The organism is Candidatus Eisenbacteria bacterium (genome assembly GCA_035577985.1).
GTDB lineage: Bacteria > Desulfobacterota > Binatia > DP-6 > DP-6 > DATJZY01.
Window position 1 is genome coordinate 13998 of sequence record DATJZY010000168.1, and the last position, 25682, is coordinate 39679.

A 25682-nucleotide genomic window follows, 5' to 3' on the forward strand; every position below is an offset into this window, starting at 1 on the left:
CGGTGGACGGGCGTCGTTGCAACAAGATGGTACTCGTGATGGGAGGTCGCGCGTGACGCAGCGAAAGCCTCCGGGCACGAGCTGGGAATCGTGGGCGGAGAGTCAGATCCGCGAAGCCATGGAGCGCGGCGAGTTCGACAAGCTGGCCGGTGCCGGCAAGCCGCTGCCGAACATCGACGGTCCTCCGGACGACATGTGGTGGGTGCGCGAGAAGCTTCGTCGCGAGAACGTCTCGTACCTGCCGCCGACCCTCGCGATCCGCAAGGAGCTCGAGGACGCCCTCGAGCGCGTCGCGCGGGCGGAATCGGAGGCCGAGGTTCGCGGCATCGTCGCGGCCATCAACGAGCGCATCGTGCGAATCAACTCGCGAGCGACGCCCGGGCCGGCGTCGAGCGTCATGCCGCTCGACGTCGAGGCGGTCGTCGGCAAATGGCGAACGGCCCGTGGGCGCTGATCGGGGCAGGTAGGCATTTCGCGATTCCACGCCGTCGCGGCGGGTCCCGGCGCGTTTGACACGGATCGCCCAAATCGTAACAGCGTCCCGTAACGCTGTCCTGAAAGCCAAAGGAGGCCCACGATGCCGGCCCTCGTCGGATACCAGCTCGAAGATGTCGTCGCCACCATCACGATGGACGACGGCAAGGTGAACGCGCTCTCGCTCCGGATGTTCACGGAGCTGAACGCCGCCCTCGACCGCGCCGAAGCCGATCGAGCGGTTGTGCTCCTCTGCGGCAGGGAAGGCGTCTTCTCCGCCGGTTTCGATCTGTCGGTCCTCAGGGCCGGCGGCTCCGGGGCGGCGATGATGGTGCGGGCGGGATTCGAGCTCGCCGAGCGTGTCCTCGCCTTCCCGACGCCGGTCGTGATCGCGTGCACCGGGCACGCCGTCGCGATGGGCGTCTTCCTGCTCCTCTCAGGCGACTACCGGCTCGGAGCGGCGGGCTCCTACAAGCTCACGGCGAACGAAGTCGCCATCGGGCTCACCATGCCGCGCGCCGCGGTGGAGATCCTCCGCCAGCGGCTCTCGCCGTCGTACTTCAACCGCGCGGTGACGATCGCCGAGCCGTTTTCGCCCGACAATGCCGTGGAGGCCGGCTTCCTCGATCGCGTGGTTCCTGCGGCCGAGCTGCACGCCACGGCCCGGAACGTCGCGCGACAGCTCTCGGCGCTCGACATGGTCGCGCACAAGGCGAGCAAACTCCGGGCACGGACGCACACGCTCGCCGCCGTCCGCGCCGGGATCGACGCGGACTACGCCGCGTTCCGCGCGCGCGCGTAGCCGTGCCGAGGCCCAAGCAACGGACGCCGGAGCTCCGCGATCGCGTCCTGCAGGTGGCGGTCGCGATGCTGGCGAGCGACGGGGTCGCCGGGTTCACGACCCGCAAGGTCGCGGAGAAGGCGGCGACCTCCACGCCGGCCGTCTACGAGCTGTTCGGCGCCAAGGCCGGCCTGGTCCGCGAGATGCTGATCGAGGGCTTCCGGATGCTGCGCGCGAGCTTCGATCGCCTGGAGGAGACCGACGACCCGCGCGCCGATCTCGTGCACGTCATGGACGCTCTGCGGAAGTTCGTGCGCGACCATCCGGCGCTCTCGGAGGTCATGTTCTCGCGACCGTTCGCCGACTTCGACCCCGGGGAGGCCGGAAGGAAGGCAGGTAGCGCCGTTCGCCTCTTCGTCATCGGCCGTGTTCGCCGCTGCATCGAGGCCGGTGTGATCGAAGGCGACGAGACGGACATCGCACACGTCCTCGTCTCGCTGACGCAGGGCCTCGCAGCCACGGAGGCTGCCGGATGGCTCGGAACGTCGAAGGCGTCCGTCAATCGTCGCTGGGATCTCGCCGTCCGGGCGGTGCTCGACGGGCTGCGCTCGACGCGTTGGACGCGCCCGTGCTAGCGCGCGCGCATGAGCCGCGATCCCTGGCTCGTCCGCTGGCTGCCGCTCCTGCGCGAGCGCGCGGTGACGGAGCCGGTGCTCGAGCTGGGCTGCGGGCGGGGCGCCGATACGGCTGTGCTGGCCGACGCCGGCCTGCACGTGATCGCGATCGACCGCTCCGCGGAAGCGATCGCCGAGGCGCGGAAGAGGGTGCCCGTCGCCGAGTTCCACTGTCAAGACATCCGGGCGCCGTTCCCGCCCGCCGCGGCCGACCTCGGCGCCGTCGTCGCGAGCCTGTCGCTCCACTACTTCCCGTGGGCCGAGACGCTGACGCTGGCCGGGCGCCTGCGAAGCGTCCTTCGGCCGGCCGGCGTGCTCCTCGCCCGTCTCAACTCCACGGGCGACCACAACCACGGCGCGAGCGGCCACCCGCAGATCGACGAGCGGTACTACCTGGTCGACGGCCACCCCAAGCGCTTCTTCGACCACGACGACGTGACGGTGCTGTTCGCGACCGGCTGGCGCACGCTCGGGATCGAGGAGCTCGTCATCCAGCGGTATAGCCTTCCCAAGGTCGTGTGGGAGGTCGTGCTCGCGCGCTCCGGCGCGTAGTCCCGTGCTTTTCATTCCCGGCATCGCCCCACACACTGAAGCGCATGAAGGTCCGGCACGCGCACGCGGCTCTCCTCGCGGCGCTCGTTCTTGTCGCGACGGCCTGCGGCCATGACGACACGGCCGCCGCCCGGCCGGCCTCGCAGACCGAGGCGCCCAGCGTCTGGCCGCCGCGCGTCGGCGAGCCGTATCCCGATCTGCACCTGGTCGATCAGACGGGACGGTTGACGGCGCTCTCCTCCTTCAAGGGCAGCGTGATCCTCGTCGAGATGATCGGCATGACGTGCCCCGCCTGCCAGGGGTTCTCGGGCGCGAAGCGTCTCGGCACCTTCGGTGGCGTCGAGTCCGACGGCGGATTGCCGGCGATCGACGAGCTCGTGCCGCAGTACGCGCGCGGCGTGACGTTTCCGAGCGACGACCTCGTGTTCGTGCAGATCCTTCTCTTCGACATGAAGCTCGGCGCGCCGACCGAGGACGACGCGCGCGCGTGGGCGCAGCACTTCGGTCGCGACGTGGCGAAGCATCAGTACGTGCTCGCCGGCGGACCCGCGCTCCACAACGACGCGAGCTTCGTGATGGTGCCGGGCTTCCAGCTGATCGATCGCCGCTTCGTGCTGCGCTGGGACGCCACCGGGCACAGCCCACGCCACAACCTCTATACCCAGCTCCTGCCGGCCATCCCGGCGCTCCTGAAGGACGGTTGAGGTGCGCCTCGTCGCGCTGGGGGCGCTGGTCCTGCTCGCCCGATCGGTGGCCGCGATGTCGATCGACGCCGCGTACGCGTCCATCCCGCACCGCCGGACGGTCTTCGATCGCGGTGCCGCCACCATGAACGCCGAAGAGGCCGATGCCCTGGTCCGGCTGTTCACGCTCGTCGATCACGCGATCGTCGCCCGCGTAGTGAAGTCGGGCCATGACGGCGTGCTGGCCGACCTCCGCGCGCTCGAGCTGCCGGAGCGCCTGCGTCGCGTGCATGCCTTGGTCACCGAGGCCGTCGTCGCAGAGCGCGCCTACATCGTCGACGGCGAGCAGGCTGCCGTGCAGACGGCCAGCGCCCGGCTGCACGCGGCGTACGCCGAGCTCATGCGCCTCTACCCCGGCGAGAACGCGCACAACCGGGACGCGTTCTACGACTACCTCTGCGCGCTCGACTTCCTGTAGCGCTCAGAGCTTCCCGTACGCCCGCTCGCGGAACGCCCGCGCGCCGGCAGAGTCGCCCAGTCGCTCGCAGGCGTCGGACGCCTTGACCAGGACCGAGCGATCGCACGCTCCGGCGGCGATCGCCCTGTACTGGCGAAGCGCACGCCGGTAGTCTCCCGCGGCGAAGAACACGTCGCCCGCGAGCTCCTTCAACTCGTCGTCGTCGGCGTGCGCGGCGGCGTAGGCCTCGATCGCGTCGGTGCCGACCGCGGCGACGCCGCGCGTGACGACGTCGAGGAGCAGGCGATAGCCGACCAGGAGCGCATCCTCGGCCGGCAGCAGCGCCTGCGCCGCCGCGCCGGCGCGATCGCGTGCCATCCACATCTTGGCCTTGAGCGCGAGCACGCGGTCGTCGTCGCGCAGGCGTGCACCCTCGCCGTTGGCGATGCCGAACGCCGTGGCCCAGTCGCCCTGTCGCGCGGCCGTGAGGATCAGGTTGAGCGCCGGCTCGGGGAGCGACGGCGCGGCCTCGTGCGCCTCGGCGAAGTCGCGCCGGGCGGCGTCGTACTGGTGTGAGGCGAGCAGCACGACGCCGTGGGTGTTGAGGCAGAGCGCGCGCTCGATGCCGGGGCGGGCCTTCTCGAGCGCCTGGTTCGTGAGCTTGAGGGCGCGGTCGGGATCATGGGCGAGATACGCAGTGAGACCGGCGACGTAGGGATCGTTCACGTCCTTGCGCTCCGAGGCGCCGCGGATCGGGATGAAGCCGGGCAGGACGTCCAGGTCCGCCCGCATGAGCTCGATCTGGCGGTCGACGAGGCTCCGCCGCGGCGGCGGCGTCGCGATCGCACCGGGCTTGCGCGCGAAGATGTCGTTGCGTCCGATGTTGAGCGAGTCGATGTAGTAGCGGACGCTCGAGCGATCGCGGAGGTCGCCGATGAACGAGAAGATGCCGACGCCGCTCCCGGGCGAGCCGGGGGCGTTCGGCTGGTTGCGCAGGCTGACGCTGGGCGGATCGTCGCCGACGCCGACGGCGATGTCGTACGTCCCGCGCCCGACGTCGTACACGACGTCGAAGCGGTACCACTGGAAGGGCTCGAAGCGTGGCAGCAGCACCTGCGGGATCCAGTCGGAAACGTGCTCGATCCGGCCGTTGCGGAAGATGAGCCAGAGCGCGATCCCCTGCGGCTCGACGTTGAACCGCGCCGGCCCGGCGAGCGCGATGTTCAGCTCCTCCTCGCGCTGGGTCGGCATCAGGTAGAACTGGACGTAGAGCTTCCCGTCGTCGACCTGCGGGAAGTAGCCCTGGATCTCCGGGAAGGCGTTGTTGCCGGGCACGTCCTCGATGACGACGCTCTCGTACGCGGTGACGTAGTAGTCCTCCGAGAGGTCGACGTGGCCGTTGGCGTGCTCGAAGACGATGAAGCTGTCGGGCCCCGTCTCGACCCGCCCGTCGTCGAAGGAGTACGAGACGAGATCGCCGCGCTCGGCGACCACCGCGAAGGCGAGGCTCGTGGAGAGCACGAGCGCGAGCGCCATCAGCCGCGACACGACTGCTCCAGACGGCGAAGCCAGCGGTGCCAGGCCCGCAGCGGCTCGGCGCGTGCGGCGTCCGGCGCCCACGGGTGATAGGCGTGCGAGGCGCCGGTCATGATGCGGAGCGAGACGATCGCGGCATAGCGTGCCTGCCGATCGATGGACGCGAGCCCGGCCACGTAGCGGCGGGCGTGAGCGATGCGCTCGTCGCACTCGTCGTAGGTCGTGACGAGGGTCGCGTACATGAAGCGACCCAGCTCGGGGTCGAGCGGAACGCCTTCCGCGGTCACCAGCTCGTGCAGGTCCGTGCTGCGCACGGCCGGGTCGACCACCGCGAGCGCATAGCGGTGGAGGTCCTGGAAGAAGGAATCCTCCCCGTCGACGTCGGTGTCGAGGGTCGCCTTCGCTGCGGCAGACTTGATGTTGAGACTCCCCAGGGCGAGCACGATGGTGGTGCGAGTCTCTCGATCGGCCGTGGGATACGCATCCAGCAGCGGCGGCACGGCCGCGGCACCGACCTCCGTGAGCTCGGTGTAGCGCCCGGCGCGGGCGAGCTCGATCGGGTCGGCCGCGCGCGCGAAGGTGGGGAGGACGGAGAGGATGACGAGGAGTCGCAGTGCCGGGATGCGTGGCCGCATGGCGTGGGACGGTCCCCATCAGTGTGTCGGTGGGACCCCGGGGTCTCAAGACGTGAGGTGTCGGGCAGCTCGCTCGGCGACGTTCACGCCGTAGCAGGTCATGCGCGCTACGCGTGGTCGCGCATCGCCTGTCCGTACCACCAGACGTAGCCGTCCGGGTCGTCGAAAGAGAAGTTCCGCTCGCCCCAGGGCTGCTCGTAGATTTCGCTCACCTCGACGCCGAGGCCCCGCAGGCGCGCATGCTCGGCGCGTGCGTCGTCCACCTGGACGGCGACGTGCATGCCGCCGGCGTAGCGGCGCGCATCTCTGCTCCGCTCGTCGGCGTGGATCACGAGGTAGCCGCTCCCGAAGGAGAAGCCGGCCACGCCGGGCTCGTCGGTGCCGAGCTGCCAGCCGAGCGTCTCGGCGTAGAACTTCTTGCTGCGCGCGAGGTCCGAGACGTTCGCGAACACGTAGAAGATGCCCTTCGTCATGACGTTTCCTCCAGGTAGCGCATTGCGCAGACGACGTTGCCCTCGGTGTCCTCGAAACGGATGAGCGTGCCGATGCCGACGATCTCGTGCTCGTCGAGCACGAGCTTGCCGCCGTTCGCGACCACCGCCGCCCTGATCGGGCCGAGGTCGGCGACGGAAATCGTGCACTCGAATCCCGTTCGTGCGCGGCCGGCGCCGGCGTGGAGACGCTTGCTGAGCGAGCCGTGGATCCCCGGATCGGCGGGCGTCCCGGTGTGGATCAGGTAGAAGTCCGGCGGTCCCCAGGCCTCGAAGCGCCAGCCGAAGACCCGCTCGTAGAAGCGGCGGGCCCGCTCCACGTCGTCGGCCGGGACGTCGAAGTGGGCGATGTTGTTGGGCACGACGGCTCTCCTAGCGACCTCACCGGTCGACGGTCTCGCGCTATTCTGCCATCGTATGTCGGAAATGCGCCAAACGAAGCCGGGCGGCATGCTCATCCGGACGCTGGCCGTCGGCTACGCCTCCGGAACCGTGCTCGATCACCACACCCACGACTGGGCGCAGCTCGTATACGCCACCGACGGTGTCATGACCGTCGAGAGCGAGCAGGGCACCTGGGTGGTGCCCTCGTACCGGGCCGTGTGGATTCCCGCGCGCATCGCGCACTCGATCGCGATGTCGGGCCGCGTCTCCATGCGCACGCTCTACATCGAGCCCGGGCTCGTGCGGGCCCTGCCGGTGCGCTGCTGCGTCGTTGCCGTTTCGCCCCTCCTGCGCGAGCTGATCCTGCACGTGATCGCGCGATCGCCGCTGCGGCGCGAGGTCGCCGAGCACCGGCGGCTCGCCGATTTCCTGGTCGATCAGCTCCGCGAGCTGCCGGCCGTCCCACTCGAGCTGCCCGTGCCGCGTGACGAGCGGGCGCTGCGGCTCGCGCAGCGGCTCCGTGAGGAGCCGGGAGAGACCGCGCCGGTCGATCGGCTCGCGCGATCGGCGGGGGCGAGCCGGCGGACGCTGGAGCGCCTGTTCCGAAAAGAGACCGGCATGTCGCTCGGTCGCTGGCGCCAGCAGGCGCGCCTCCTGCAGGCGATGCGCCTCCTCGCCCGCGGCGAGCCCGTGACGTCGATCGCGCTCCAGGTCGGCTACGACAGCCCGAGCGCCTTCATCGCGACCTTCAAGAGTTTGCTCGGCACCACGCCCGGGCGATACTACAGGGCCCACGCCCAACGCAGCCGATGACCCGCCAGCAGCTGGAAAACCTCAACATCGCGGCGCTCGACTTGATGCCGCCGCCCGACGAGCTGCATGCTCGCGTGCCCCTTTCCGACCGTGCGTCCGAGACGGTCGCGGCGGGCCGTGCGACGCTCCAGCGCATCCTCGATCGCACCGATCCGCGCCTCTTCATCGTGGTCGGCCCGTGCTCCATCCACGACCCCACGGCCGGCTACGACTACGGCCAGCGCCTCGCGCGCCTCGCCGCCGAGGTACGCGACACGCTCGTCCTCGTCATGCGCGTCTACTTCGAGAAGCCGCGCACCTCGACGGGCTGGAAGGGCTTCATCAACGACCCTCGCATGGACGATTCCTTCCACGTCGAGGAGGGGATGGAGAAGGCCCGTGCGTTCCTGCTGAAGGTGGCCGAGCTCGGGCTTCCCGCGGCGACCGAGGCGCTCGATCCGATCGGGCCGCAGTACCTGGGCGACCTCGTCTCGTGGACGGCGATCGGGGCGCGGACGTCGGAGTCGCAGACCCATCGCGAGATGGCGTCGGGCCTTTCGACGCCGGTCGGGTTCAAGAACGGCACCGACGGCAGCACCGAGGCGGCGATCAACGCGATCAAGTCGGCGGCGAGCCCGCACGCCTTCCTCGGCATCAACATGCAGGGGCGCTCGTCGATCGTGCGGACGCGCGGCAACGCCTACGGGCACTTGGTGCTGCGCGGCGGCGGCGGCCGGCCGAACTACGACACCGTCAGCATCGCGACCGCCGAGAAGGCGCTGGTGGCGGCGAAGCTCGCACCGAACGTCGTCGTCGACTGCTCGCACGCGAACTCCTCGAAGGATCCGAACCTGCAGCCGCTCGTGATGGCGGACTGCGTCCACCAGATCCGCGACGGCAACCGCTCGATCGTCGGTCTCATGATCGAGAGCAACATCGAGGCGGGCAACCAGCCGATCCCCGCCGACCTCTCCAAGCTGCGCTACGGCTGCTCGGTGACCGACCCGTGCGTGGACTGGGCGACGACCGAGACGATGCTGCGCGCGGCCCACGCGACGTTGAAAGACGTCCTGCCACGCCGCGCGCGATGACGAAACGGCGGTGCCCCTGGCCGCGCACGCCGCTCGACGTCGAGTACCACGACCGCGAGTGGGGCGTCCCCGTGCACGACGATCGGCGGTTGTTCGAGCTCCTGGTCCTCGAGGGTGCTCAGGCCGGCCTCGCGTGGTCGACGATCCTCAAGAAGCGGCCCGGCTACCGCCGCGCGTTCGCCGGCTTCGATCCCCGCAAGGTCGCGCGCTTCCGCGCCACGGACGCCGCGCGCCTCGTGCGCGACGCCGGCATCGTGCGCCATCGCCAGAAGATCGACGCGGCGATCGGCAACGCTCGCGCGTTCCTGAAGGTGCAGGCCGAGTTCGGCTCGTTCGATCGCTACGTCTGGCGGTTCGTCGGCGGGCGTTCCCTCCAGGGCCGCCGCCGCAGCCTCCGCGCCGTCCCGGCCCGCACCGCCGAGTCGGACGCGCTCAGCCGCGACCTGCGTGCGCGCGGCTTCCGCTTCGTCGGCTCGACGATCTGCTACGCGTTCATGCAGGCCGTCGGTATGGTGAACGACCACCTGGTCACGTGCTTCCGCCACCGCCGCCTCGCGGGGCGGATGCGGCGATGATCGCTCACGACGCCGGCGTGGCCTCGTAGATCCGCAGCGTCGGCGGCTCGGCCGCGAGCGCCCCCGCGCTCGTCACGAACTCGCCGGACGCCGGCACGGCGAAATGCTTCGCGAGCGCCTTTCGGTCGGCCCACTCCTCGAAGAACACGAGCCGCAGCGGATTCTCGACGTCGCGGTACACCGCATGCGAGAGGCACCCCGGTTCCGCCCGCGACCGCAACACGTGCTCGCGGCTCAGCGCCAACACCCGATCGAACGTATCCGCCCGCGCAACGATGCTCCCCGTGACGACGATCATGAACCCCCCACGACACTGGCGATGCGCGCCCGCCAGGGCGCGCGAGCGCAGATTGGCGATGCATCGCCAGCGGCGGCGGGGCGAGGGAGCCGTCGTGGCGAGCCCGCAGGCCCTTGCGCGCGCAACGATTGGCGGTTGTGTTGCCGCGGTCTACGCGGCGCGCACGGGCCGAGGACCGCGAGCCTAGACGGCTCCCTCGCCCCGCCGCCGCGTGTCGAGAACGTCACCAATCCAGCACGTACGCGAAGATGAGCGGCGCGACGATCGACGCGTCCGACTCGATGATGAACTTCGGCGTCTCGGCCACGAGCTTCCCCCACGTGATCTTCTCGTTCGGCACGGCGCCCGAGTACGATCCGTAGCTCGTCGTCGAGTCGCTCACCTGGCAGAAGTACGCCCAGCGCGGCACGCCCTCGATGCGCAAGTCCTGCTCGAGCATGGGGACGACGCAGATCGGGAAGTCGCCGGCGATGCCGCCGCCGATCTGGAAGAAGCCGACCGGCGTCTGCGACGCCGTCTTCTGGTACCAGTCGGCCAGCGCCATCATGTACTCGACGCCCGTGCGGACGGTGCCCGTATGCTTCAAGTCGTTGCGCAGGCAATGGGCGGCATAGATGTTGCCGAGCGTCGAGTCCTCCCAACCGGGGACGAAGATCGGCAGGTTCTTCTCGGCCGCGGCCATCATCCAGCTGTCCTTGGGATCGATCTGGTAGAGCTTCTTCAGCTTCCCCGAGAGCAGCAGCCGGTACAGGTACTCGTGCGGGAACCCGCGCTCGCCCTTGGCGTCGTCGGCGAGCCAGTACTCGGCGACGAGGCGCTCGATGCGGCGCATGGCTTCTTCCTCGGGGATGCAGGTGTCGGTCACGCGGTTCAGGTGCCGCGCCAGGAGGTCTTCCTCGTCCTTCGGCGTGAGATCCCGATAGTGCGGGATGCGCACGTAGTGATCGTGCGCGACGAGGTTGAAGACGTCCTCCTCGAGGTTCGCGCCGGTGCAGGAGATCGCGTGCACTTTGTCGCGCCGGATCATCTCCGCGAGCGAGAGCCCGAGCTCGGCCGTGCTCATGGCGCCGGCGACGGCCATCAGCATCTTGCCGCCGCCGTCGACCTGCTTGCGGTACGCCTCCGCGGCGTCGACCAACGCGGCCGCGTTGAAGTGCCGGAAATGATGCCGGATGAAGGTGGAAATCGGCTTCGCGCTCATCGTCCTCCTCCTCCGAAGTGCGGCGAAGATCCTTGCACGATCGCCCGTACATAGCGGATCGCCGCCCGGCGACAAAGCCCGTCAACGGGGTTTTTCGAGGCCTTCGGCGAGCACGAGCGTGGCGCGCTCGAGGTTGCCGGTGAGGCCGCTCCCGATCGCGAGCGTCGGACCAACGTAGCCCGCCCGGGCGAGCACCTCGTAGGCCGCCGGCGTGGCGATGACGCCGAGACCGGGCGTGATGCGACGCGCGTCGCGTCCGAGAGACGGGACCGGGTGCCCGACGTAGACGACGACCGACCGCACGGTCTCGCCGTAGAACGCGAGGGCTCCGGGCGCGGGGAAGCGGTCACGGATCGTCTCTGCGAACGGGCGCAGCGACTGCGCCTGGCTCGCGCGAACGGCGACTGCCGGCGCCCCGACCGCGAGCCAGCCGATCGCGAGCGCGCCCGTGACCGCGATGAGCGGTCCCCACAGGCGGAGCACGACCGCGGCGCCGGTGACGCCGAGAAGCATTCCCACGATCGCTGCCGCGACGCCCTTGCCGCCCGGGATGCTGGCGAGGACGGCCTCGAGCACCGCCTGATCGGCCTCGGACAGCAGATCGGGGCGGGCGAGCGCGAGCCACGCGGCGGCCGCGCCCGCGAGCAGCACGATCAGGCCCGCGACGATCGACTGGCGTGTCGCGCGCAGGTGGCCGAGCGGACGCGTCACCAGCTCGACGGCGAGCGGCGCTGCGAGGAGCGCCAGGGGCGGCAGGCAGGGCAGCAGGTAGTAGCGCAGCTTGTACTCCGCAGGCGTGAACACGACCACGGGCACGACGATCCAGCAGACGAGGAAGCGCACGAGGGGATTCGCGAACCCGCGCCGGCGAGCCAGGCGGATCACGGCCGCCACGACGAGCGGCGTCCACGGCAGCGCGATCGACAGGAGGTGGATCGGGTAGAAGCTCAGATGGTAGCCGAGCGACTTCGGCGAGTACGCGCGGCCTTGCGCGAGCCCGCCGGCGAGGTTCCGCACGTAGCGCCCGACCAGGTGCTGGCGGACGAACTCGTCGCCCCAGCCGGCCATCGCGACCGCGTACCAGCCGAAGCCGAGCAGCACGAAGGCCGCGAGGCCGGGGACGGAGAGGAAGAGTCGCAGGCGACGGAGCTCGCGTTGCCAGGCGAGGAAGGCCACCATCGTCGCCCCGAAGAGCACGGGTGGAACCGGCCCTTTCACGAACGTCGCGAGACCCAGCAGGACGAGAGCCGACGTCGCGTCGCGACGGCGATCATGGCGCCACGCGGTCCAGGCGAGGCCGAGGGCCGTGGCCAGGAGCACCAGCATCAGCGTGTCGGGTCGCGCGACACGGGCGCGGTCGAAGAAGGCGGGAAAGGTCGCGAGGAGGAGACCGGCCGCGATGCCGGGATTCGCGCCCAGCGTCCGCATGCCGAACCAGGTCGTCCACGCGACGAGGCCCGCCGCCGCGAGCGCGGCCGGCAGGCGCACGGCCGTTTCCGAGAAGCCCGCCACCAGACACGGGATCGCCGCGACCCAGTGGAACAGGATCGGCTTGTCGGGAATCATCCGGTCGTTGAAGCGCGGCCAGAGCCAGTGCCCGGCGGCGACGTCCTGCACGATGCCGACCTCGCGCGCCTCGTCGTCCCCGACCACGTCGTAGGCACCGAGGCCGTGCAGCGCGAGCGCCAGGAAGACGGCGCCGACCACGAGCGGCGCACGCTCAGCGTCGAATCGCAAAGTCGCCCTGCTCGTCGCCGGTGGCGGAAATCCATTCGACGACGACCTCGCTCACGCGCGCGCCGGACGGGCCCCGGCGCGCCCACGCGATGAGCGCATCGACGTCCGGCCGCTCGCCCTCGACCTCGGCGGCGACGCTGCCGTCGGGCTCGTTGCGGGCCCATCCGGCGACGCCCCGTCGGCGGGCCTCCTCCTGCATCGAGCCGCGGTACCACACGCCCTGCACCCGGCCGAGGATCCGAAGGCGCGCGCGTACCATCAGCCGCCGACCATGCGCAGGAACGCGTCCTCGTCGAGGAGGCGAATGCCGAGCTTCTCGGCCTTCTTCAGCTTCGAGCCCGCATCGGCGCCCACGACGACGTAGTCGGTCTCCTTGCTGACGCTCGACACCACGCGGCCACCGCGCTCCTCGATCCGGCGCTGGGCCTCGGGCCGCGTCATCGATCCGAGCCCGCCCGTCAGCACGAACTTCTTTCCCTCGAGCGGTCCGTGCCGGCGCACCACCGGGGCCGGCCGGACGCCGGCGCGCTCGAGCCTGGCGATGAGCTTGCGGTTGCCCGGCTCGTCGAAGAACTGGCGGATGCTGGCCGCGACCTCCGGACCCACGTCGCGCACCTCCTGCAGCTCCTCGATGGACGCGCCCATCACGGCCTCGAGGGTGCCGAAATGGTCGGCGAGCGCCTTCGCCGTCGCGTCGCCCACCTGGCGGATGCCGAGCGCGGTGAGGAAGCGGGGCAGGGAGGTGTGCTTGCTGCGCTCGATCTGGGCGAGGAGGTTGGTCGCCGACTTCTCGCCCATGCGCTCGAGGTCGGTCAGCGTCTCGAGGTCGAGCGCGTACAGGTCGGGCAGGTGCTTCACGATGCCCTTGTCGACGAGCTGCTCGACCAGCTTCTCGCCGAGCCCCTCGATGTCCATTGCGCCGCGGTGCGCGAAGAACCGCAGGCGCTGCTTCATCTGGGCGGGACAGTCGGCGCCGGTGCAGCGATAGGCGACCTCGTCCTCCGGACGAACGACCTTGGCGCCGCAGACCGGACACTTGGCGGGCATCTGGAAAGGCTTGCCGCGCCCGTGACGATGGGGATCGAGCACCTTCACGACGTACGGGATGACGTCGCCGGCGCGCTCGACCAGCACGCGATCGCCGACGCGGATGTCCTTGCGTGCCACCTCGTCCATGTTGTGGAGCGAGGCGTTGCGCACGGTGACGCCGCCCACCGCGACCGGCTCGAGCTCGGCGGCCGGCGTCAGCACGCCCGTGCGCCCGACCGACGGGAAGATGTTCGTCACCCGGGTCGGCGCCTGGCGCGGCGGGAACTTCCACGCGACGGCCCAGCGCGGAGCGCGCGACACCTGGCCCAGCCGGCGCTGCAGCGACATGTCGTTCACCTTGATCACCACGCCGTCGATCTCGAACGGCAGGTCGTCGCGGCGCTGCGCCAGGTCGTCGTAGTAGGCGGCCACCTCGTCGAGTGTTTCGAGGACGCGGCTTTCGGACACGGGGCGGAGGCCCCACGACGCGAGCGCGGCCAGCAGCTCGGCGTGCGTCTTGAACGACGTCCCCTCGACCTCGCCGACGCCGTGGCACACGAGCTCGAGCGGACGCGACGCCGTCACGCGCGGATCGAGCTGCTTCAACGACCCCGCGGTCGAGTTGCGGGGATTTGCGAACACCGGCTGGCCCGCTTCCTCGCGCTCGCGGTTGAGCGCCTGGAAGGCCTTGAGCGGCTGGTACACCTCGCCGCGCACCTCGAGCAGCTTCGGAACCGGCCGCTCGGTCGCGCGCAGGTGGAGCGGCACGCTCTTGATCGTGCGCAGGTTCCGGGTGACGTCCTCGCCGGTGACGCCGTCGCCGCGCGTCGAGCCGACGGTGAGCACGCCGCGCTCGTAGACGAGCTCGATCGCGACGCCGTCCATCTTGGGCTCGCCCGCGTAGGCGAGCGACGTGAGCCCGAGGAACTTCCGTGCCCGCGCGTCGAACTCCTCCATCTCGTCGCGCGTCATCGCATTCTGGAGCGACAGCATCTGCTGGCTGTGGCGCACGGTCTCGAATCCCGACGCCGGGGTCGCCCCGACCCGCTGGGTCGGCGAGTCGGGCGTGACGACCTCGGGATGCGCCTGCTCCAGCTCCTCCAGGCGGCGAAACAGCCGATCGTACTCGGCGTCCGAGATCTCCGGATCGTCGAGCACGTGGTAGCGGTAGTTGTGCTCGTCGATCTCGCGCCGCAGGCGCTCGACCTCGTGTCGGACGCTCTGCGCCGGTCGCGCCATCGGCGACGGCATCTACCAGCTTGACCGGCGGGCGTCATCTCCGTAAGCGCGCCGCGTGCGCACCACCTGGTGGACGGTCGCAGCGATCGCCGTCGGGCTCGGCGGCGTGGCCTACCGCCTGCAGGATTTCGGACGCTACGGCTTCTGGACCGACGAGGCGTGGGTGGCGCTGACGACCCGGATGAGCGGATGGGGGCAATGGTGGCTCGCGCTCAGCGTGACGCCGATCGGCTGGGCGGCCCTCTTGTGGCCGCTCGCGAGACTCGGTGGTCCACCCGAGGTCGTGCTGCGCCTGGTGCCGCTGGCGGCGAGCCTCGCGACCCTCGTGCTCGCCTATCGCATCGGGACCCGCATCGCGGGGCACCCGGCCGGTGGACTCGCGGCGCTCGCGCTCATCGCGACCGATCCGCTGTCGATCGGCTACGCGAAGGTACTGAAGCAGTACAGCACCGAGGCTGCCGTCGCGCTGCTCGCCCTCGACCTGGCGCTGCGCGTCGGGCCGGGCGGACGCGGCCTCGGCGCCCTCGCGGCCGCGCTCGTCGGCGGCATGCTCGTGTCGAACAGCCAGCCCTTCGTGGGCGCGGCCCTGCTGGTCGCGGTGGCGTCGTCGGCGTGGCGTCGCGGCGATCACCGCGGCACGCGCGCGGCCGTCGCGCTCCTCGTGCTGGTCGCGATCGGGAGCGGCCTGCTCTACGGGTTGGTGCTCCGCCCCCACCACTCGCCTGCGCTCCAGGCGTACTACGCGCAGAGCTTCCTTCCCGCGACGGACGCCCTGGTCATGGCGAGGAGCATCGCGACCTGGGCGTGGAGCGCATGGGCGTCGGTGCTGGGGCCGATCGGTGCGATCGCCGCCGTCGCGGCCATCACGTGGCGATGCGTGCGCGGCGGCGAGATCGCCGTCACGCTCGCGATCGCGGTCGCGACGCTCGTCGCCCTGCTGCTGGCGCTCTCGGCGCTCCGTCTCGTCCCGCTGACGGAGGGCCGCGTGCTCCTCTTCTGCACGACGCTGCTCGGCGTCGGCGGCATCGCCTCGCTCGTGGCCTGTGCCGTCGCGCCGGCTCGCGTCGAGCGCATCGTGGCCTCGCTCGCGCTCGTGCTCGTCGTCGCCGACGCCGCCTGGGCGCGGGCGTGGACGACGCTCGGCGTGTCGTCGTACGTGGAGGATCTGGGACCGCTCGTGGTCGAGATGGAGCACGAGCGCGGGCCGACCGATCGCGTGCTCGTCTACGGCCCGAGCGCATACGTCGTCGCGTACTATCAGCGCGACGTTCCCGTGCTGGTGCCGTGGGCCGGCACCACGGTCGGCTATACGCCGAATCTGGCCGCGGGCATCACCGCCGTGGGCGGCGACGAGATGGCCGGCGAGCTGCGGCGCGCCCTGGCAGCAGGAGCGCGGGTCTGGTTCGTCGGCTCGCGGATCAAGGCGACCGACGCGCCGTCGATCGTGAGCGCGCTCGGCGAGGGCCGGCTCGTGAAGCACGATCAGCGCGGCAACGCCGAGCTCGTCCTCGTCGCCCGCGAGCTTGATTGACCCGCGGGGTCTGGTAGACGACCCGGGTGCGCCGCCTCCTCGTCGCCACGGCCGCGATCGCGGCGCTCGCGCTCGTGGTGCCTCCGGCGGCGCGGGGCATCACGCTTCCGGTGGAGACGCGCACGCTCCGCAACGGCCTCCGTGTCCTCGTCCACCCGGACCATTCTGCCCCGGTGGTCAGCTCGTACATCTTCTTCCGCGCCGGCTCGCGCAACGAGCACTACGGGACGACCGGCATCGCGCACCTGTTCGAGCACATGATGTTCAACGGCGGGAAGCGCTTCGGACCGGGCGTGTTCGACGACACGATCGAGCAGAACGGTGGCTCGACCAACGGCTACACGACCCGCGACTACACCGCGTACCTGAACAACTTCCCGCGCGAGGCGCTGCCGATCATCCTCGACCTCGAGAGCGATCGCATGGCGAACCTCGCGATCACCCCGAAGAACCTCGAGCAGGAGCGCGGCATCGTGATGGAGGAGCGCCGCCTGCGCATCGACAACGACGTGCAGGGGGCGATGAACGAGGCGCTCTACCTGCAGGCCTACGTCCGCAGCCCCTATCGCTGGAACACCGTCGGCTTCATGGAGGACCTGAAGCTCATCACGCTCGACGAGGCGCGCGCCTACTTCCACACGTACTACGCGCCGAACAATGCGACCCTCGTCCTGGTCGGTGACATCGAGCCGTCGGCTGGCTTTGCTCTCGCCGAGCGCTACTTCGGGGCCATCCCGCGCCGTCCCCCGCCGGCCCCCGTCCACGCGGAGGAGCCCGAGCAGAACGGCGAGCGGCGCATCATCGTACGCCGCCAGGCGGAGCTGCCGTCGGTGCTGATCGGCTACAAGGCCGTGCGCGCCGCCGATCCCGATCGACCGGCGCTCGACGTCGCCACGCGCGTCCTCTCGGGCGGCGAGTCGAGCCGCCTCGATCGCGACCTCGTGCGCGAGCACGAGGTCGCGACCCAGGTCGACGCGGACCTCGACTGGGGCATCGATCTCGAGCTGCTGAGCATTCACGCGCAGGCGCGACCGGGTCGCACGGCGAAGGACCTCGTCGATCGCATCGACGTCGTGCTCGCCGACCTCGGCCGCAAGCTCGTGCCGCCGGACGAGCTGGCGAAGGCGAAGCGCCAGCTCCGCGCCGAGCTCGTCCGCTCGATGAAGACCGTCAGCGGCAAGGCGAACCAGCTCGGCTTCTTCGAGACCGTCCTCGGCGACTACCGAGCGCTGTTCGGCCTGGAGGACGCCTGGGATGCCGTGACGGCCGAGGACGTGCAGCGCGTGGCGCAGCGCTACCTCGTCCCCACGGGCCGCACGATCGTCGTGCTCGAGCCGACGCAGGAACGGAAGGCAGCCAAATGATGCGGCTCGTGCTGCTCTTCGCCGCGGCTCTCGCGGGCGCCACGGCCCGCGCCGCCGACGAGCTCGTGCTGCCGCCGGTGACGCGCACGACGCTCCCGAACGGTCTTCGCGTCATCGTGTCGGAGTATCACGAGCTGCCGCTGGTCGACGTCGCCATCTTCGTCGGCGCCGGCGCCGCGCAGGATCCCCCGGGCAAGGAGGGGCTCGCGGCGCTCACGGCCGGCTCCCTCAAGCGTGGCGTCGATCGCCTCTCGGCCGAGGATCTGGCGCGCGCCATCGAGTCGCTGGGCGGCTCGATCAACGCGGCCGCCGGGACCGACGCCAGCGTCATCACGGCCGAATTCCTCTCCGGCGACTTCGGCGCGGGAATGGATCTCCTGCGCCAGGTGGTGCGCGACCCTGCGTTCGCGCGCGACGAGGTGCGGCGCGTCCGCGACGAGCAGCTTGCCTCGCTCGTGAGCCAGCTCGAGGAGCCGTCCGAGATCGCCGAGAAGTGCTTCGCCGCCTGGCTGTACGGTCGCCATCCGTACGGCCGTCCGGTCGAGGGACGTCGCAAGACCGTCGAGGACCTCGGGCGCGGCGACGTGCGTGACTTCTACGACCGCTGGTATCGGCCCAACGATACGATCCTGGCGCTGGTCGGCGACGTCAAGGCCGAGGACGCGCTCGCGCGCATCCAGGCGGCGTTCGGCGACTGGAAGCCGGGAGCCGAGGCCGTGGCCGCCCGCGCCGGCGCGCCCGAGCCCGTGGGTGCGCGGCGCGTGCTGCTGGTCGACAAGCCCGACGCGACCCAGACGCAGATCCGCATCGGCGCGATCGCGATGGCGCGCAAGGATCCGGACCTGCTTCCCGCCCAGGTCGCGAACACGGTGCTCGGCGGCGGCTTCACGTCGCGCCTCATCGAGGAGCTGCGCGTGAAGCGGAGCCTCACCTACGGCGCGTCGAGCGTCTTCGTCGCGCGCCTGGTCGGCGGCGACTTCCGCATCCAGACGTTCACGAAGACGCCCACCACCGTCGAAACGCTGATGCTGGCGCTGCAGGTCGAGGGCGACTTCCGGAGCGGAGCGATCGATCCCAAGCAGATCGCCAAGGCGAAGACCTACATGCGCGGGCAGTTCCCGCTCCGCCTCGAAACGCCCGATGCCATGGCCGCGCGCCTCGCCGAGATCGAGTTCAACGGGCTGCCGCAGGACGAGCTGGTGACCTATCGGAGCCGCGTCGCCGCCGTCACGCCGGAGATGGCGTCGCGCGCCGCGGCCCAGCACATGCCGGAATCCGACGCCGTCGCGATCGTCGTGGTGGGGAAGGCCGCCGAGGTGAAGGCGCCGCTTGAGGCCGGGCTGGGCGCCGTGCGAGTCGTCACGCCGGATGCGTGCGACGCGCTCGACGTCAAGTAGCGCCGACGCGTCGCGTGTACTTCCGGACGACGGCGACCGGGCGGAAGCCCATCGCCGCATATCCGTCACTGACGCCCCGGTACCACTCCCTCCGAACTTGTCGAAGCGGCTTCGCGCTGCGTCGCACTGCCCGCCGGAGCGGGTGCCGGGGGGTCGCCGCCCCGAGCGACTACCGGGGAGCGAAGGCGGCGACCCCCCCGGCATCCGCTCCGGCGCGGACAACGCACGGGCCGCGAAGCCGCCCCGACCCGCACCCCGCTGGCGTTTTCTCCCCGACCCCACTAGGTAGGGGCGTTCGAGGGGGCGCCGGCTGCGCCCGTGCGTCCCGCGAGGTCCATGGCGAAGATCACGACGAAGACGAAGGCGGCGACGCAATCGGCCGTGACCCCCGCGCTCGACGACCCGCTGGCCGACGCGTCCCGTGCCGCCGGTACGCCAGCCTCGCAGGGCCCTTACGACCAGGCGCTCGCCGCCGGCGAGGAGCTCCGGCGCAAGCCCTACGAGGCGGCCGGCACGATCCAGATCATCCGCCAGCACACCAAGGACCGGATGACCGTCTGGGAGCGCATCGCGGTCCTGCAGGACCCCGAGACGCAGCCCACCGTCCTCTACCAGAACTGGGGCCCGAACCTCGACGGCGCATCCATCGTCACCGCCATCGTGAAGATCGGCAACCGCGACGTGGCGCTCTACGGCCACGATTTCAGCGTGCGCGCCGGCTCGATGGACGCGACCAACGGCCGCAAGCTCGCGAACCTGATCTACCTCGCGGGCGAGCGCGGCATCCCGTGCATCGGCATGAACGATAGCGCCGGCGCGTTCGTCCCGGCCGGCATCGGCGGCCTCGACGGCTATGCCGAGGCCTTCACCGCGCTCCGCAAGATCAGCGGCGTCGTGCCGAGCATCATGTGCATGTTCGGCTACAACGCCGGCGGCGGCTCGTATCTGCCGCGGCAGGGCAGCTTCGTGATCCAGCCGAACGACACGTTCTTCGGCCTCACGGGACCGGCGGTCATCAAGAACGTCCTCGGCGAGGACGTGACGCCGGACGACCTCGGCGGCCCCAAGGTGCACGGCGCGAGCGGCGTCGCCGACCTCACCGTGCCGGACGAGGTGGCCGCGCTCAAGACGGCGCAGCGCCTGCTCAGCTACCTCCCCAACTCGAACCGGGTCGCGCCGCAGTACGAGCGCACGAGCGACCCCGTCGACCGCCAGACGAACGAGATCGACACCCTCCTGCGCAAGGCCTTCAACTCGCCGACCGGCTTCAACACGCCGCTCGACGTGACGATCCTCATCGAGCGCGTGTGCGACTACGCCGACTACTTCGAGCTGCAACCCGATCGGGCCCGCAACGCGATCACCGCGTTCGGACGCCTGGGCGGCCACGTGGTCGGCTTCGTTGCCAACAACAGCGCCGTCGCGAGCGGGCAGATCGACGTCGACGCCGCCTACAAGATCGCGCGCTTCGTCCGCTTCTGCTCGATCTACAACACCCCGGTCGTCTTCATCGAGGACACGACCGGGTTCCTGCCCGGTCGCGACCAGGAGAGCCGCGGGATCGTCCAGGCCGGCCGCGCCATGCTCGACGCCATCATCGACATCCGCACGCCGCGCATCCTGCTCATCCTGCGCAACGCCTTCGGCGGCGCCTATGCCGCGTTCAACAGCTACGCGACGGGCGCCGACGTCGTGCTCGCGCTGCCGACGACGCGCGTCGCCGTCATGGGCACCGCGGGCAAGGAGTTCGTCTACAAGACCGAGATCCGCCAGATGCGGGACGAGGCGGCGAAGAAGCGCAAGGCCGGCGTGCCCGAGGCGGAGGTCGCGGAATGGCTGCGGGCGCAGGAGGCGCTCCTCAACCAGCGCTACGAGCGTGAGCTCATGAACCCGCGCGAGGCGTTGAGCCTCGGCTCCATCTCCGAGATCGTCATGCCCACGGACCTCCGTCGCGTGCTGACGCACCACCTGAAGTTCCTCCTGAACCACTACGTCCCCGGTCCGATGGTGGAGCCGCAGCGCGAGTTCCACTGATGGCGATTCCGGCCCGGCCGATCGACGCCACCAAGGATCGCGACCGCCGACTCGCCGAGTCGCGCGCGTCCTACGGGGCGAATCCGTTCCAGTTCCGCGACCGGCGGCTCGGGGAGGCGCGCTCGCCGTGGGTGCGCTCGTTCGCGTGCGACGACATGAAGATCCTGATCGTCTGCCGCGGCCCGATCCGCAAGGAGGCGATCGACGTCTTCCGCGAGATGGGCATGACGCAGGTGGGGATGCTGCTCTCGGAGAAGGACAGCATCGTCTTCCCGCGCGCGCTCTCGCCCGAGCTGCGGATCATGAATCCGAAGCACGTCCACGCGCTGCCCGACTACACGGGTGCCACCAAGGCCGAGCGGCTCGAGCGCATCGCCGACATCATCCGCATCTGCCGCGAGCACGGCTACGAGTACGTCTTCGCGGGCTACGGCTTCATGGCCGAGGACGCGGAGTTCGTGCGCGCGCTCGAGGACGCCGGCCTCTCGTTCATCGGCCCCTGCTCCCACACGCAGACCGCCGCCGGCGCGAAGGACGAGGCCAAGCGCACCGCGATCGAGAACCGGGTGTCGGTCACGCCCGGGCTCAACGACGCGACGGTCCGTACGCTCCTGCGGAAGTACCCCGATCGCACGGCGCTCGCGCGCGTCGCTCGCGAGCAGGGGCTCGACGTCTCGGGGCTGGGCGACGCGAAGCGCCCGCTCCCGGAGCTCGCCGAACGGGTCCTCGAGGCCTCGTACCGAAAGCGCATCGACCTCTTCACCATCGAGGAGCTCGGCGAGACCTTGAAGGCCGAGGCGGCGCGCCTGCTCGCGGAGCAGCCCGGCAGCCGCTTCCGCCTGAAGGCGATCGGCGGCGGCGGCGGGAAGGGCCAGCGCATCTTCAACGACGCTGCACAGGTTCCCGGGCTCGTGCGCGAGGTGCTCTCCGAGGTCAAGGCGACCGGCGTGGGCGACAACAAGAACATGCTGCTCGAGCTCAACATCGAGCAGACGCGTCACAACGAGATCCAGATCCTCGGCAACGGCGAGTGGTGCGTCTCGCTCGGCGGGCGCGACTGCTCGCTGCAGATGCACGAGCAGAAGCTCGTCGAGGTCTCGGTCACGCAGGAGGGCCTGCGCGACGCGCTCGCCCAGGCGCGCGCGGCGGGCGCGCTCGCGAAGGCCCGCGCGCTCGAGGGCGACCTCGGCGTGCTGACCCGCATGGAGGAGGAGGCTGCGCGCTTCGGTTCCGCCGTGAAGCTCGACTCGGCGTCGACGTTCGAGTGCATCGTCGACGGCGAGCGGCACTACTTCATGGAGGTGAACACGCGCATCCAGGTGGAGCATCGCGTCTCGGAGCTGTGCTACGCCCTGCGCTTCACGAACCCCGACGACCCGAAGGACTCCTTCGAGGTCCAGTCGCTGGTCGAGGCCATGGCGCTGATCGCGCGCCACAAGCGCCGCTTGCCGAAGCCCGCCCGCGTCGTGCGTGAGGGCGCCGCCATCGAGGCGCGGCTCAACGCGACGGATCGGGCGCTCAATCCCGCGGCGGGCGGCGTCATCATGTCGTGGTCCGACCCGATCGCGGGCGAGATCCGCGACGACCAGGGCATCTGCATCAAGAACCCGGACACGAACCTCTTCATGCGCTATCGGCTCGCCGGCGCGTACGACTCGAACATCGCGCTCCTGCTCGCGACCGGCAAGGATCGGGTCGAGAGCTGGCAGCGCCTGGTAGAGATCTTCCGGCGCACGACCCTGCGCGGCATGGACCTCGCGACGAACCTCGAGTTCCACTACGGGATCCTCACCTGGTTCCTCGCGCGCGATCCCTGGGCGAAGCCGACGACGAAGTTCGTCGTGCCGTACCTGACGCTGGTCGGCGAGCTCGCCCAGGAGGCGCACACCCTCGATCTCGAGTACGCCTTCCAGCAGATCGAGCGACGCGCGACCGCCGCCGCGGTGCCTGAGGGGCTCGAGGCGACGCGCAACGTGATCGGCCTCAAGGAGACGCTCCTCGAGCGGCCGATCCGGCTCCTGTTCACCGAGCCACACTTCCTGTCGGCGTGGCTCTCGCAGCACCGGCAGGACTTCGTCGTGCGCGACGGCGTCGAGTGGCTGCGCAATCCCGTCGAGGTGCTCGCCGAGACGTACCGGCTGCTCGACATGGACGGCACCCAGTCGGCGGCCGCCAACCAGATCTGGGATCACGACCGGGACCTCCTCGACACCGCGCTCGGCTTCTACGAGAGGCTCGCCACGCGCGTGCCCGCGGGCACGTCGTGGCCGGATCTCGACGCGACGCTCGCCGGCGACGCGCCCGCGTTCGGGTTCGACGAGGCGACCTGGGGCCGCGTGCGCGCCGCGCACGCCGGCCATCAGCTCGGGCTCGAGATCCTGGATCTGCTGCCGATGATCGCGGCCAAGGTCGGCTTCTACGATCTCAAGCTGAAGGACGATCTCACCGTCGACATCCCCGCGCGCCTCCACGATCCGAAGCATCAGGAGGCGATGCGGCGGGTGCTCGTACCGCCACCCGCCACCAAGGCCGACGAGATCGTCGCCGCGATGGGCGGCACGTTCTACGCGCAGGAAGCGCCACACCTGCCCCCGTTCGTCACCGAGGGCGCGCACTTCGAGAAGGGCGATCCGCTCTACATCATCGAGGTGATGAAGATGTTCAACACCGTGCGTGCGGAGTTCGCGGGCACGGTGACCGAGGTGCTCGTCGAGGGCGGCGTCGTGCGGAAGGGACAGCCGCTCTTCAAGGTGCGGCCGGACGAGATCATCGTCGACGAGGATCCGGCCGAGCGCGAAAGACGCGTGCGGGCGAGCACCGACGCGTATCTGAAGCGGCTCGGCTGAGCACCGCGTCGCCGGAGCGTCACGCGCGGAGCGCGCCGTCACGCGTTCGCCGCCGCGCCCCCCATCGCCGCGCCCGTCCGTTCGTCCCGGACGGCACGGGCGTTGCTGGACCTGCCACCGGAAGTGGAGCACCCGGACATGGCCACAGCGCAGACGATGTGGCGGGCGCCGCGGCGAGAGAGCCGATGGCTGCACGTGCTGATCGCCGTCGCCGTGCTCGCGAGTGCGCGCGTCGCCGGCGCGGCGACGTCGTACGACGGGCATCTGATTCTCGACGGCGGGCGGAGCGGAGGCGCCAGCGCGTCGCTCGAGGCGAGCGGCCCGCGGCTCTCGGGGATGCTCTCGCTCACGATCGCCGGCGACGCGACGTCGGGTGACTACTCCGTGAGCGGCCGCCAGCGCGGCCGGCGCATGACGCTCAAGGGTGCGACCGCCGCGGGCAGCCGCGTCAAGTGGACGGGCGTTTCGAAGGACGCCGTCATCACGCAAGGCGTGCTGCGGATCCGCGGCGCCGCCGGCCGGCTGAAGGCCGTCCTCGTGCTGGCGCCTCGCCGCGCCGGCTCGACCATGTGCGAGGACGTCTTCAGCACCGAGGTGATGGCCCGCGCGCTCGTGCCCGTATGCTCGACGTGCCACGTGGCCGGCGGCGCCGCGCAGCAGACGCGCCTGCGCGTCGTGGCCGACGATCCGGCCGCCACGCGCACGAGCCTCGCGGCGCTGATCGACGTCGTCGACCCTCCGGGTTCGGTGCTGCTCCAGAAGCCGACCGGCGGGCTCGGCCACGGCGGCGGCGCGCAGCTCCAGCCGGGCAGCCCCGGCATGCAGGCGCTCGAGCACTGGGTCGACCTCGTCGCGACCGGGCAATGCGATGCGACCCAGCAGCCCGTCGATCCGGGCGACCCGAAGGCCGCGCTCTACCTCGCGCAGTGCTCGTCGTGCCACGGCACCGACGCCCGCGGCGTGGGCGGCCGACCGGCGGTGCGCTGCAATCGCGACGTCAGCGACGCGGTGAAATCCGGGCGTCCCGGCCCCACGCCCGAGACGACGATGCCGGCCTTCCTGCGGCTCACGGACGCGGACATCGCGAACATCCAGAGCTACCTCGACGGCCTGTGTCCCGCCGCGACCGCGACCGGCGCCGATCTGTACGCGGGCAACTGCGCGACGTGCCACGGCGCCGACGCCCACGGCGGCACCGCACCCGACATCCATTGCGCGCGCGCCGCCCGCTACGTCGTGTACTACGGCGTCGTGGGCGTCTTCGGCGGCATGCCGGCGCTCTTGAGCGTGACCGACGCCGAGAGTGCCCGCATCCAGACCTACCTCGACGGCCTGTGCCCCAGCGGCAGCGCGACCGGCGCCACGCTCTACGCGAACAACTGCGCGGGTTGCCACGGCCAGAACGGGCAGGGCGACGCGCCGCGCGGTCGGCCCGACATCCGTTGCTCGGTGCGCAGCCGGGTGAACAGCGCCATCACGCGCGGACGCGGCTTCACCTTCCCGGTGATGCCGAGCCTCCCGTTCACCGACCCGGAGGTGACCAGCATGTTCGGCTTCTTCTCGCCGAACTGCACGCAGACTCCGGCCGATCTCTTCGCGTCGAACTGCTCGACGTGCCACGGGCCGAACGGCGGCGGGGGGCAGAACGCCGACCAGGTCCAGGGTCCCAACATCCGCTGCTCCAGCTCGGCCGACGTCTACGACGCCGTGGTCGACGGCACGGGTGGGATGCCCGCGTTGCCGGACCTCACGAACACGCAGATCGACAAGATCGTCACCTTCGTGCGGACGGGCTGCCCCTGAGCGCGCGGATCGTCGCAGCGGAGAGGCGGCGCGGGCGGTCCCGGGGGTGCAGCGTTCGCTCCCCGATAATCGCTCGGC

General features: G+C 70.7%; 24 protein-coding genes. 15 read left to right on the top strand and 9 right to left on the bottom strand.

Annotated features, from left to right (window positions below; all coding sequences use genetic code 11):
* Positions 1 to 52 precede the first annotated feature (52 nt).
* From VMS22_24140 to VMS22_24165, 6 genes are all read left to right on the top strand, one after another.
* Positions 53 to 454: a DUF1992 domain-containing protein gene (locus VMS22_24140; protein HXJ37130.1), complete on the top strand. Its 402-nt coding sequence runs from the start codon at positions 53 to 55 to the stop codon at positions 452 to 454.
* Positions 455 to 577: 123 nt separating this feature from the next.
* The gene (locus tag VMS22_24145; protein HXJ37131.1) at positions 578 to 1276 is read left to right on the top strand and encodes a crotonase/enoyl-CoA hydratase family protein; all 699 of its coding nucleotides are present in this window, start codon (positions 578 to 580) and stop codon (positions 1274 to 1276) included.
* Between the two features lie 2 nt (positions 1277 to 1278).
* Positions 1279 to 1890, top strand: a complete 612-nt coding sequence (locus VMS22_24150) for a TetR-like C-terminal domain-containing protein (GenBank protein ID HXJ37132.1) — start codon at positions 1279 to 1281, stop codon at positions 1888 to 1890.
* A 9-nt stretch (positions 1891 to 1899) separates the two neighbouring features.
* Positions 1900 to 2481 carry a class I SAM-dependent methyltransferase gene (locus VMS22_24155; GenBank protein HXJ37133.1) on the top strand — a complete coding sequence of 194 codons (582 nt, stop codon included), beginning with the start codon at positions 1900 to 1902 and terminating at the stop codon, positions 2479 to 2481.
* A gap of 44 nt (positions 2482 to 2525) precedes the next feature.
* Entirely contained in the window at positions 2526 to 3185 is a 660-nt protein-coding gene (locus VMS22_24160) for a hypothetical protein (GenBank protein HXJ37134.1), read from the top strand.
* 1 nt (position 3186) lies between these two features.
* Positions 3187 to 3642 carry a hypothetical protein gene (locus tag VMS22_24165; protein ID HXJ37135.1) on the top strand — a complete coding sequence of 152 codons (456 nt, stop codon included), beginning with the start codon at positions 3187 to 3189 and terminating at the stop codon, positions 3640 to 3642.
* A gap of 3 nt (positions 3643 to 3645) precedes the next feature.
* Here the strand turns inward: VMS22_24165 and VMS22_24170 are convergent, their stop codons facing one another.
* From VMS22_24170 to VMS22_24185, 4 genes are all read right to left on the bottom strand, one after another.
* Entirely contained in the window at positions 3646 to 5169 is a 1524-nt protein-coding gene (locus VMS22_24170) for a tetratricopeptide repeat protein (GenBank protein ID HXJ37136.1), read from the bottom strand.
* Positions 5157 to 5792, bottom strand: coding sequence for a hypothetical protein (locus tag VMS22_24175; protein ID HXJ37137.1), 636 nt, complete (start codon positions 5790 to 5792; stop codon positions 5157 to 5159). The genes VMS22_24170 and VMS22_24175 overlap by 13 nt, the downstream gene beginning before the upstream one ends.
* A 107-nt stretch (positions 5793 to 5899) precedes the next feature.
* On the bottom strand, positions 5900 to 6265 hold the full coding sequence (locus VMS22_24180) for a VOC family protein (GenBank protein HXJ37138.1): 366 nt from the start codon (positions 6263 to 6265) through the stop codon (positions 5900 to 5902).
* Positions 6262 to 6645, bottom strand: a complete 384-nt coding sequence (locus VMS22_24185) for a VOC family protein (protein HXJ37139.1) — start codon at positions 6643 to 6645, stop codon at positions 6262 to 6264. The genes VMS22_24180 and VMS22_24185 overlap by 4 nt, the downstream gene beginning before the upstream one ends.
* 64 nt (positions 6646 to 6709) lie before the next feature.
* Here VMS22_24185 and VMS22_24190 point away from each other — a divergent pair, with 64 nt between their 5' ends.
* The 3 genes from VMS22_24190 to VMS22_24200 are packed head-to-tail and all read left to right on the top strand — an operon-like array spanning position 6710 to position 9125.
* Complete coding sequence (locus VMS22_24190; protein HXJ37140.1) at positions 6710 to 7480, top strand: helix-turn-helix transcriptional regulator; 771 nt, start codon at positions 6710 to 6712, stop codon at positions 7478 to 7480.
* A complete protein-coding gene (locus tag VMS22_24195; protein ID HXJ37141.1) occupies positions 7477 to 8550 on the top strand; it encodes a 3-deoxy-7-phosphoheptulonate synthase in 1074 nt (357 codons plus the stop codon). Before VMS22_24190 ends, VMS22_24195 begins: the two co-directional genes overlap by 4 nt.
* Complete coding sequence (locus VMS22_24200) at positions 8547 to 9125, top strand: DNA-3-methyladenine glycosylase I (GenBank protein HXJ37142.1); 579 nt, start codon at positions 8547 to 8549, stop codon at positions 9123 to 9125. The genes VMS22_24195 and VMS22_24200 overlap by 4 nt, the downstream gene beginning before the upstream one ends.
* A gap of 4 nt (positions 9126 to 9129) precedes the next feature.
* Here VMS22_24200 and VMS22_24205 read toward each other — a convergent pair whose 3' ends face one another.
* The 5 genes from VMS22_24205 to ligA form a co-directional block, all read right to left on the bottom strand.
* Positions 9130 to 9423 carry a putative quinol monooxygenase gene (locus VMS22_24205; protein ID HXJ37143.1) on the bottom strand — a complete coding sequence of 98 codons (294 nt, stop codon included), beginning with the start codon at positions 9421 to 9423 and terminating at the stop codon, positions 9130 to 9132.
* Between the two features lie 223 nt (positions 9424 to 9646).
* The gene (locus VMS22_24210; protein HXJ37144.1) at positions 9647 to 10624 is read right to left on the bottom strand and encodes a deoxyhypusine synthase family protein; all 978 of its coding nucleotides are present in this window, start codon (positions 10622 to 10624) and stop codon (positions 9647 to 9649) included.
* 81 nt (positions 10625 to 10705) lie between these two features.
* Positions 10706 to 12361, bottom strand: coding sequence for a glycosyltransferase family 39 protein (locus VMS22_24215; GenBank protein HXJ37145.1), 1656 nt, complete (start codon positions 12359 to 12361; stop codon positions 10706 to 10708).
* Positions 12345 to 12620, bottom strand: a complete 276-nt coding sequence (locus VMS22_24220; GenBank protein HXJ37146.1) for an acylphosphatase — start codon at positions 12618 to 12620, stop codon at positions 12345 to 12347. The genes VMS22_24215 and VMS22_24220 overlap by 17 nt, the downstream gene beginning before the upstream one ends.
* The gene (gene ligA, locus VMS22_24225) at positions 12620 to 14629 is read right to left on the bottom strand and encodes an NAD-dependent DNA ligase LigA (protein ID HXJ37147.1); all 2010 of its coding nucleotides are present in this window, start codon (positions 14627 to 14629) and stop codon (positions 12620 to 12622) included. Before ligA ends, VMS22_24220 begins: the two co-directional genes overlap by 1 nt.
* Before the next feature lie 55 nt (positions 14630 to 14684).
* Here ligA and VMS22_24230 point away from each other — a divergent pair, with 55 nt between their 5' ends.
* From VMS22_24230 to VMS22_24255, 6 genes are all read left to right on the top strand, one after another.
* Entirely contained in the window at positions 14685 to 16160 is a 1476-nt protein-coding gene (locus tag VMS22_24230; GenBank protein ID HXJ37148.1) for a glycosyltransferase family 39 protein, read from the top strand.
* A 26-nt stretch (positions 16161 to 16186) separates the two neighbouring features.
* A complete protein-coding gene (locus VMS22_24235) occupies positions 16187 to 17524 on the top strand; it encodes a pitrilysin family protein (protein ID HXJ37149.1) in 1338 nt (445 codons plus the stop codon).
* Positions 17521 to 18921 carry a pitrilysin family protein gene (locus VMS22_24240; protein ID HXJ37150.1) on the top strand — a complete coding sequence of 467 codons (1401 nt, stop codon included), beginning with the start codon at positions 17521 to 17523 and terminating at the stop codon, positions 18919 to 18921. Before VMS22_24235 ends, VMS22_24240 begins: the two co-directional genes overlap by 4 nt.
* 336 nt (positions 18922 to 19257) lie before the next feature.
* Positions 19258 to 20955, top strand: coding sequence for a carboxyl transferase domain-containing protein (locus VMS22_24245; protein ID HXJ37151.1), 1698 nt, complete (start codon positions 19258 to 19260; stop codon positions 20953 to 20955).
* Positions 20955 to 23801 carry a biotin/lipoyl-containing protein gene (locus VMS22_24250; GenBank protein ID HXJ37152.1) on the top strand — a complete coding sequence of 949 codons (2847 nt, stop codon included), beginning with the start codon at positions 20955 to 20957 and terminating at the stop codon, positions 23799 to 23801. Before VMS22_24245 ends, VMS22_24250 begins: the two co-directional genes overlap by 1 nt.
* A 138-nt stretch (positions 23802 to 23939) precedes the next feature.
* Complete coding sequence (locus VMS22_24255) at positions 23940 to 25604, top strand: c-type cytochrome (GenBank protein HXJ37153.1); 1665 nt, start codon at positions 23940 to 23942, stop codon at positions 25602 to 25604.
* The last annotated feature ends 78 nt before the right edge of the window (positions 25605 to 25682 follow it).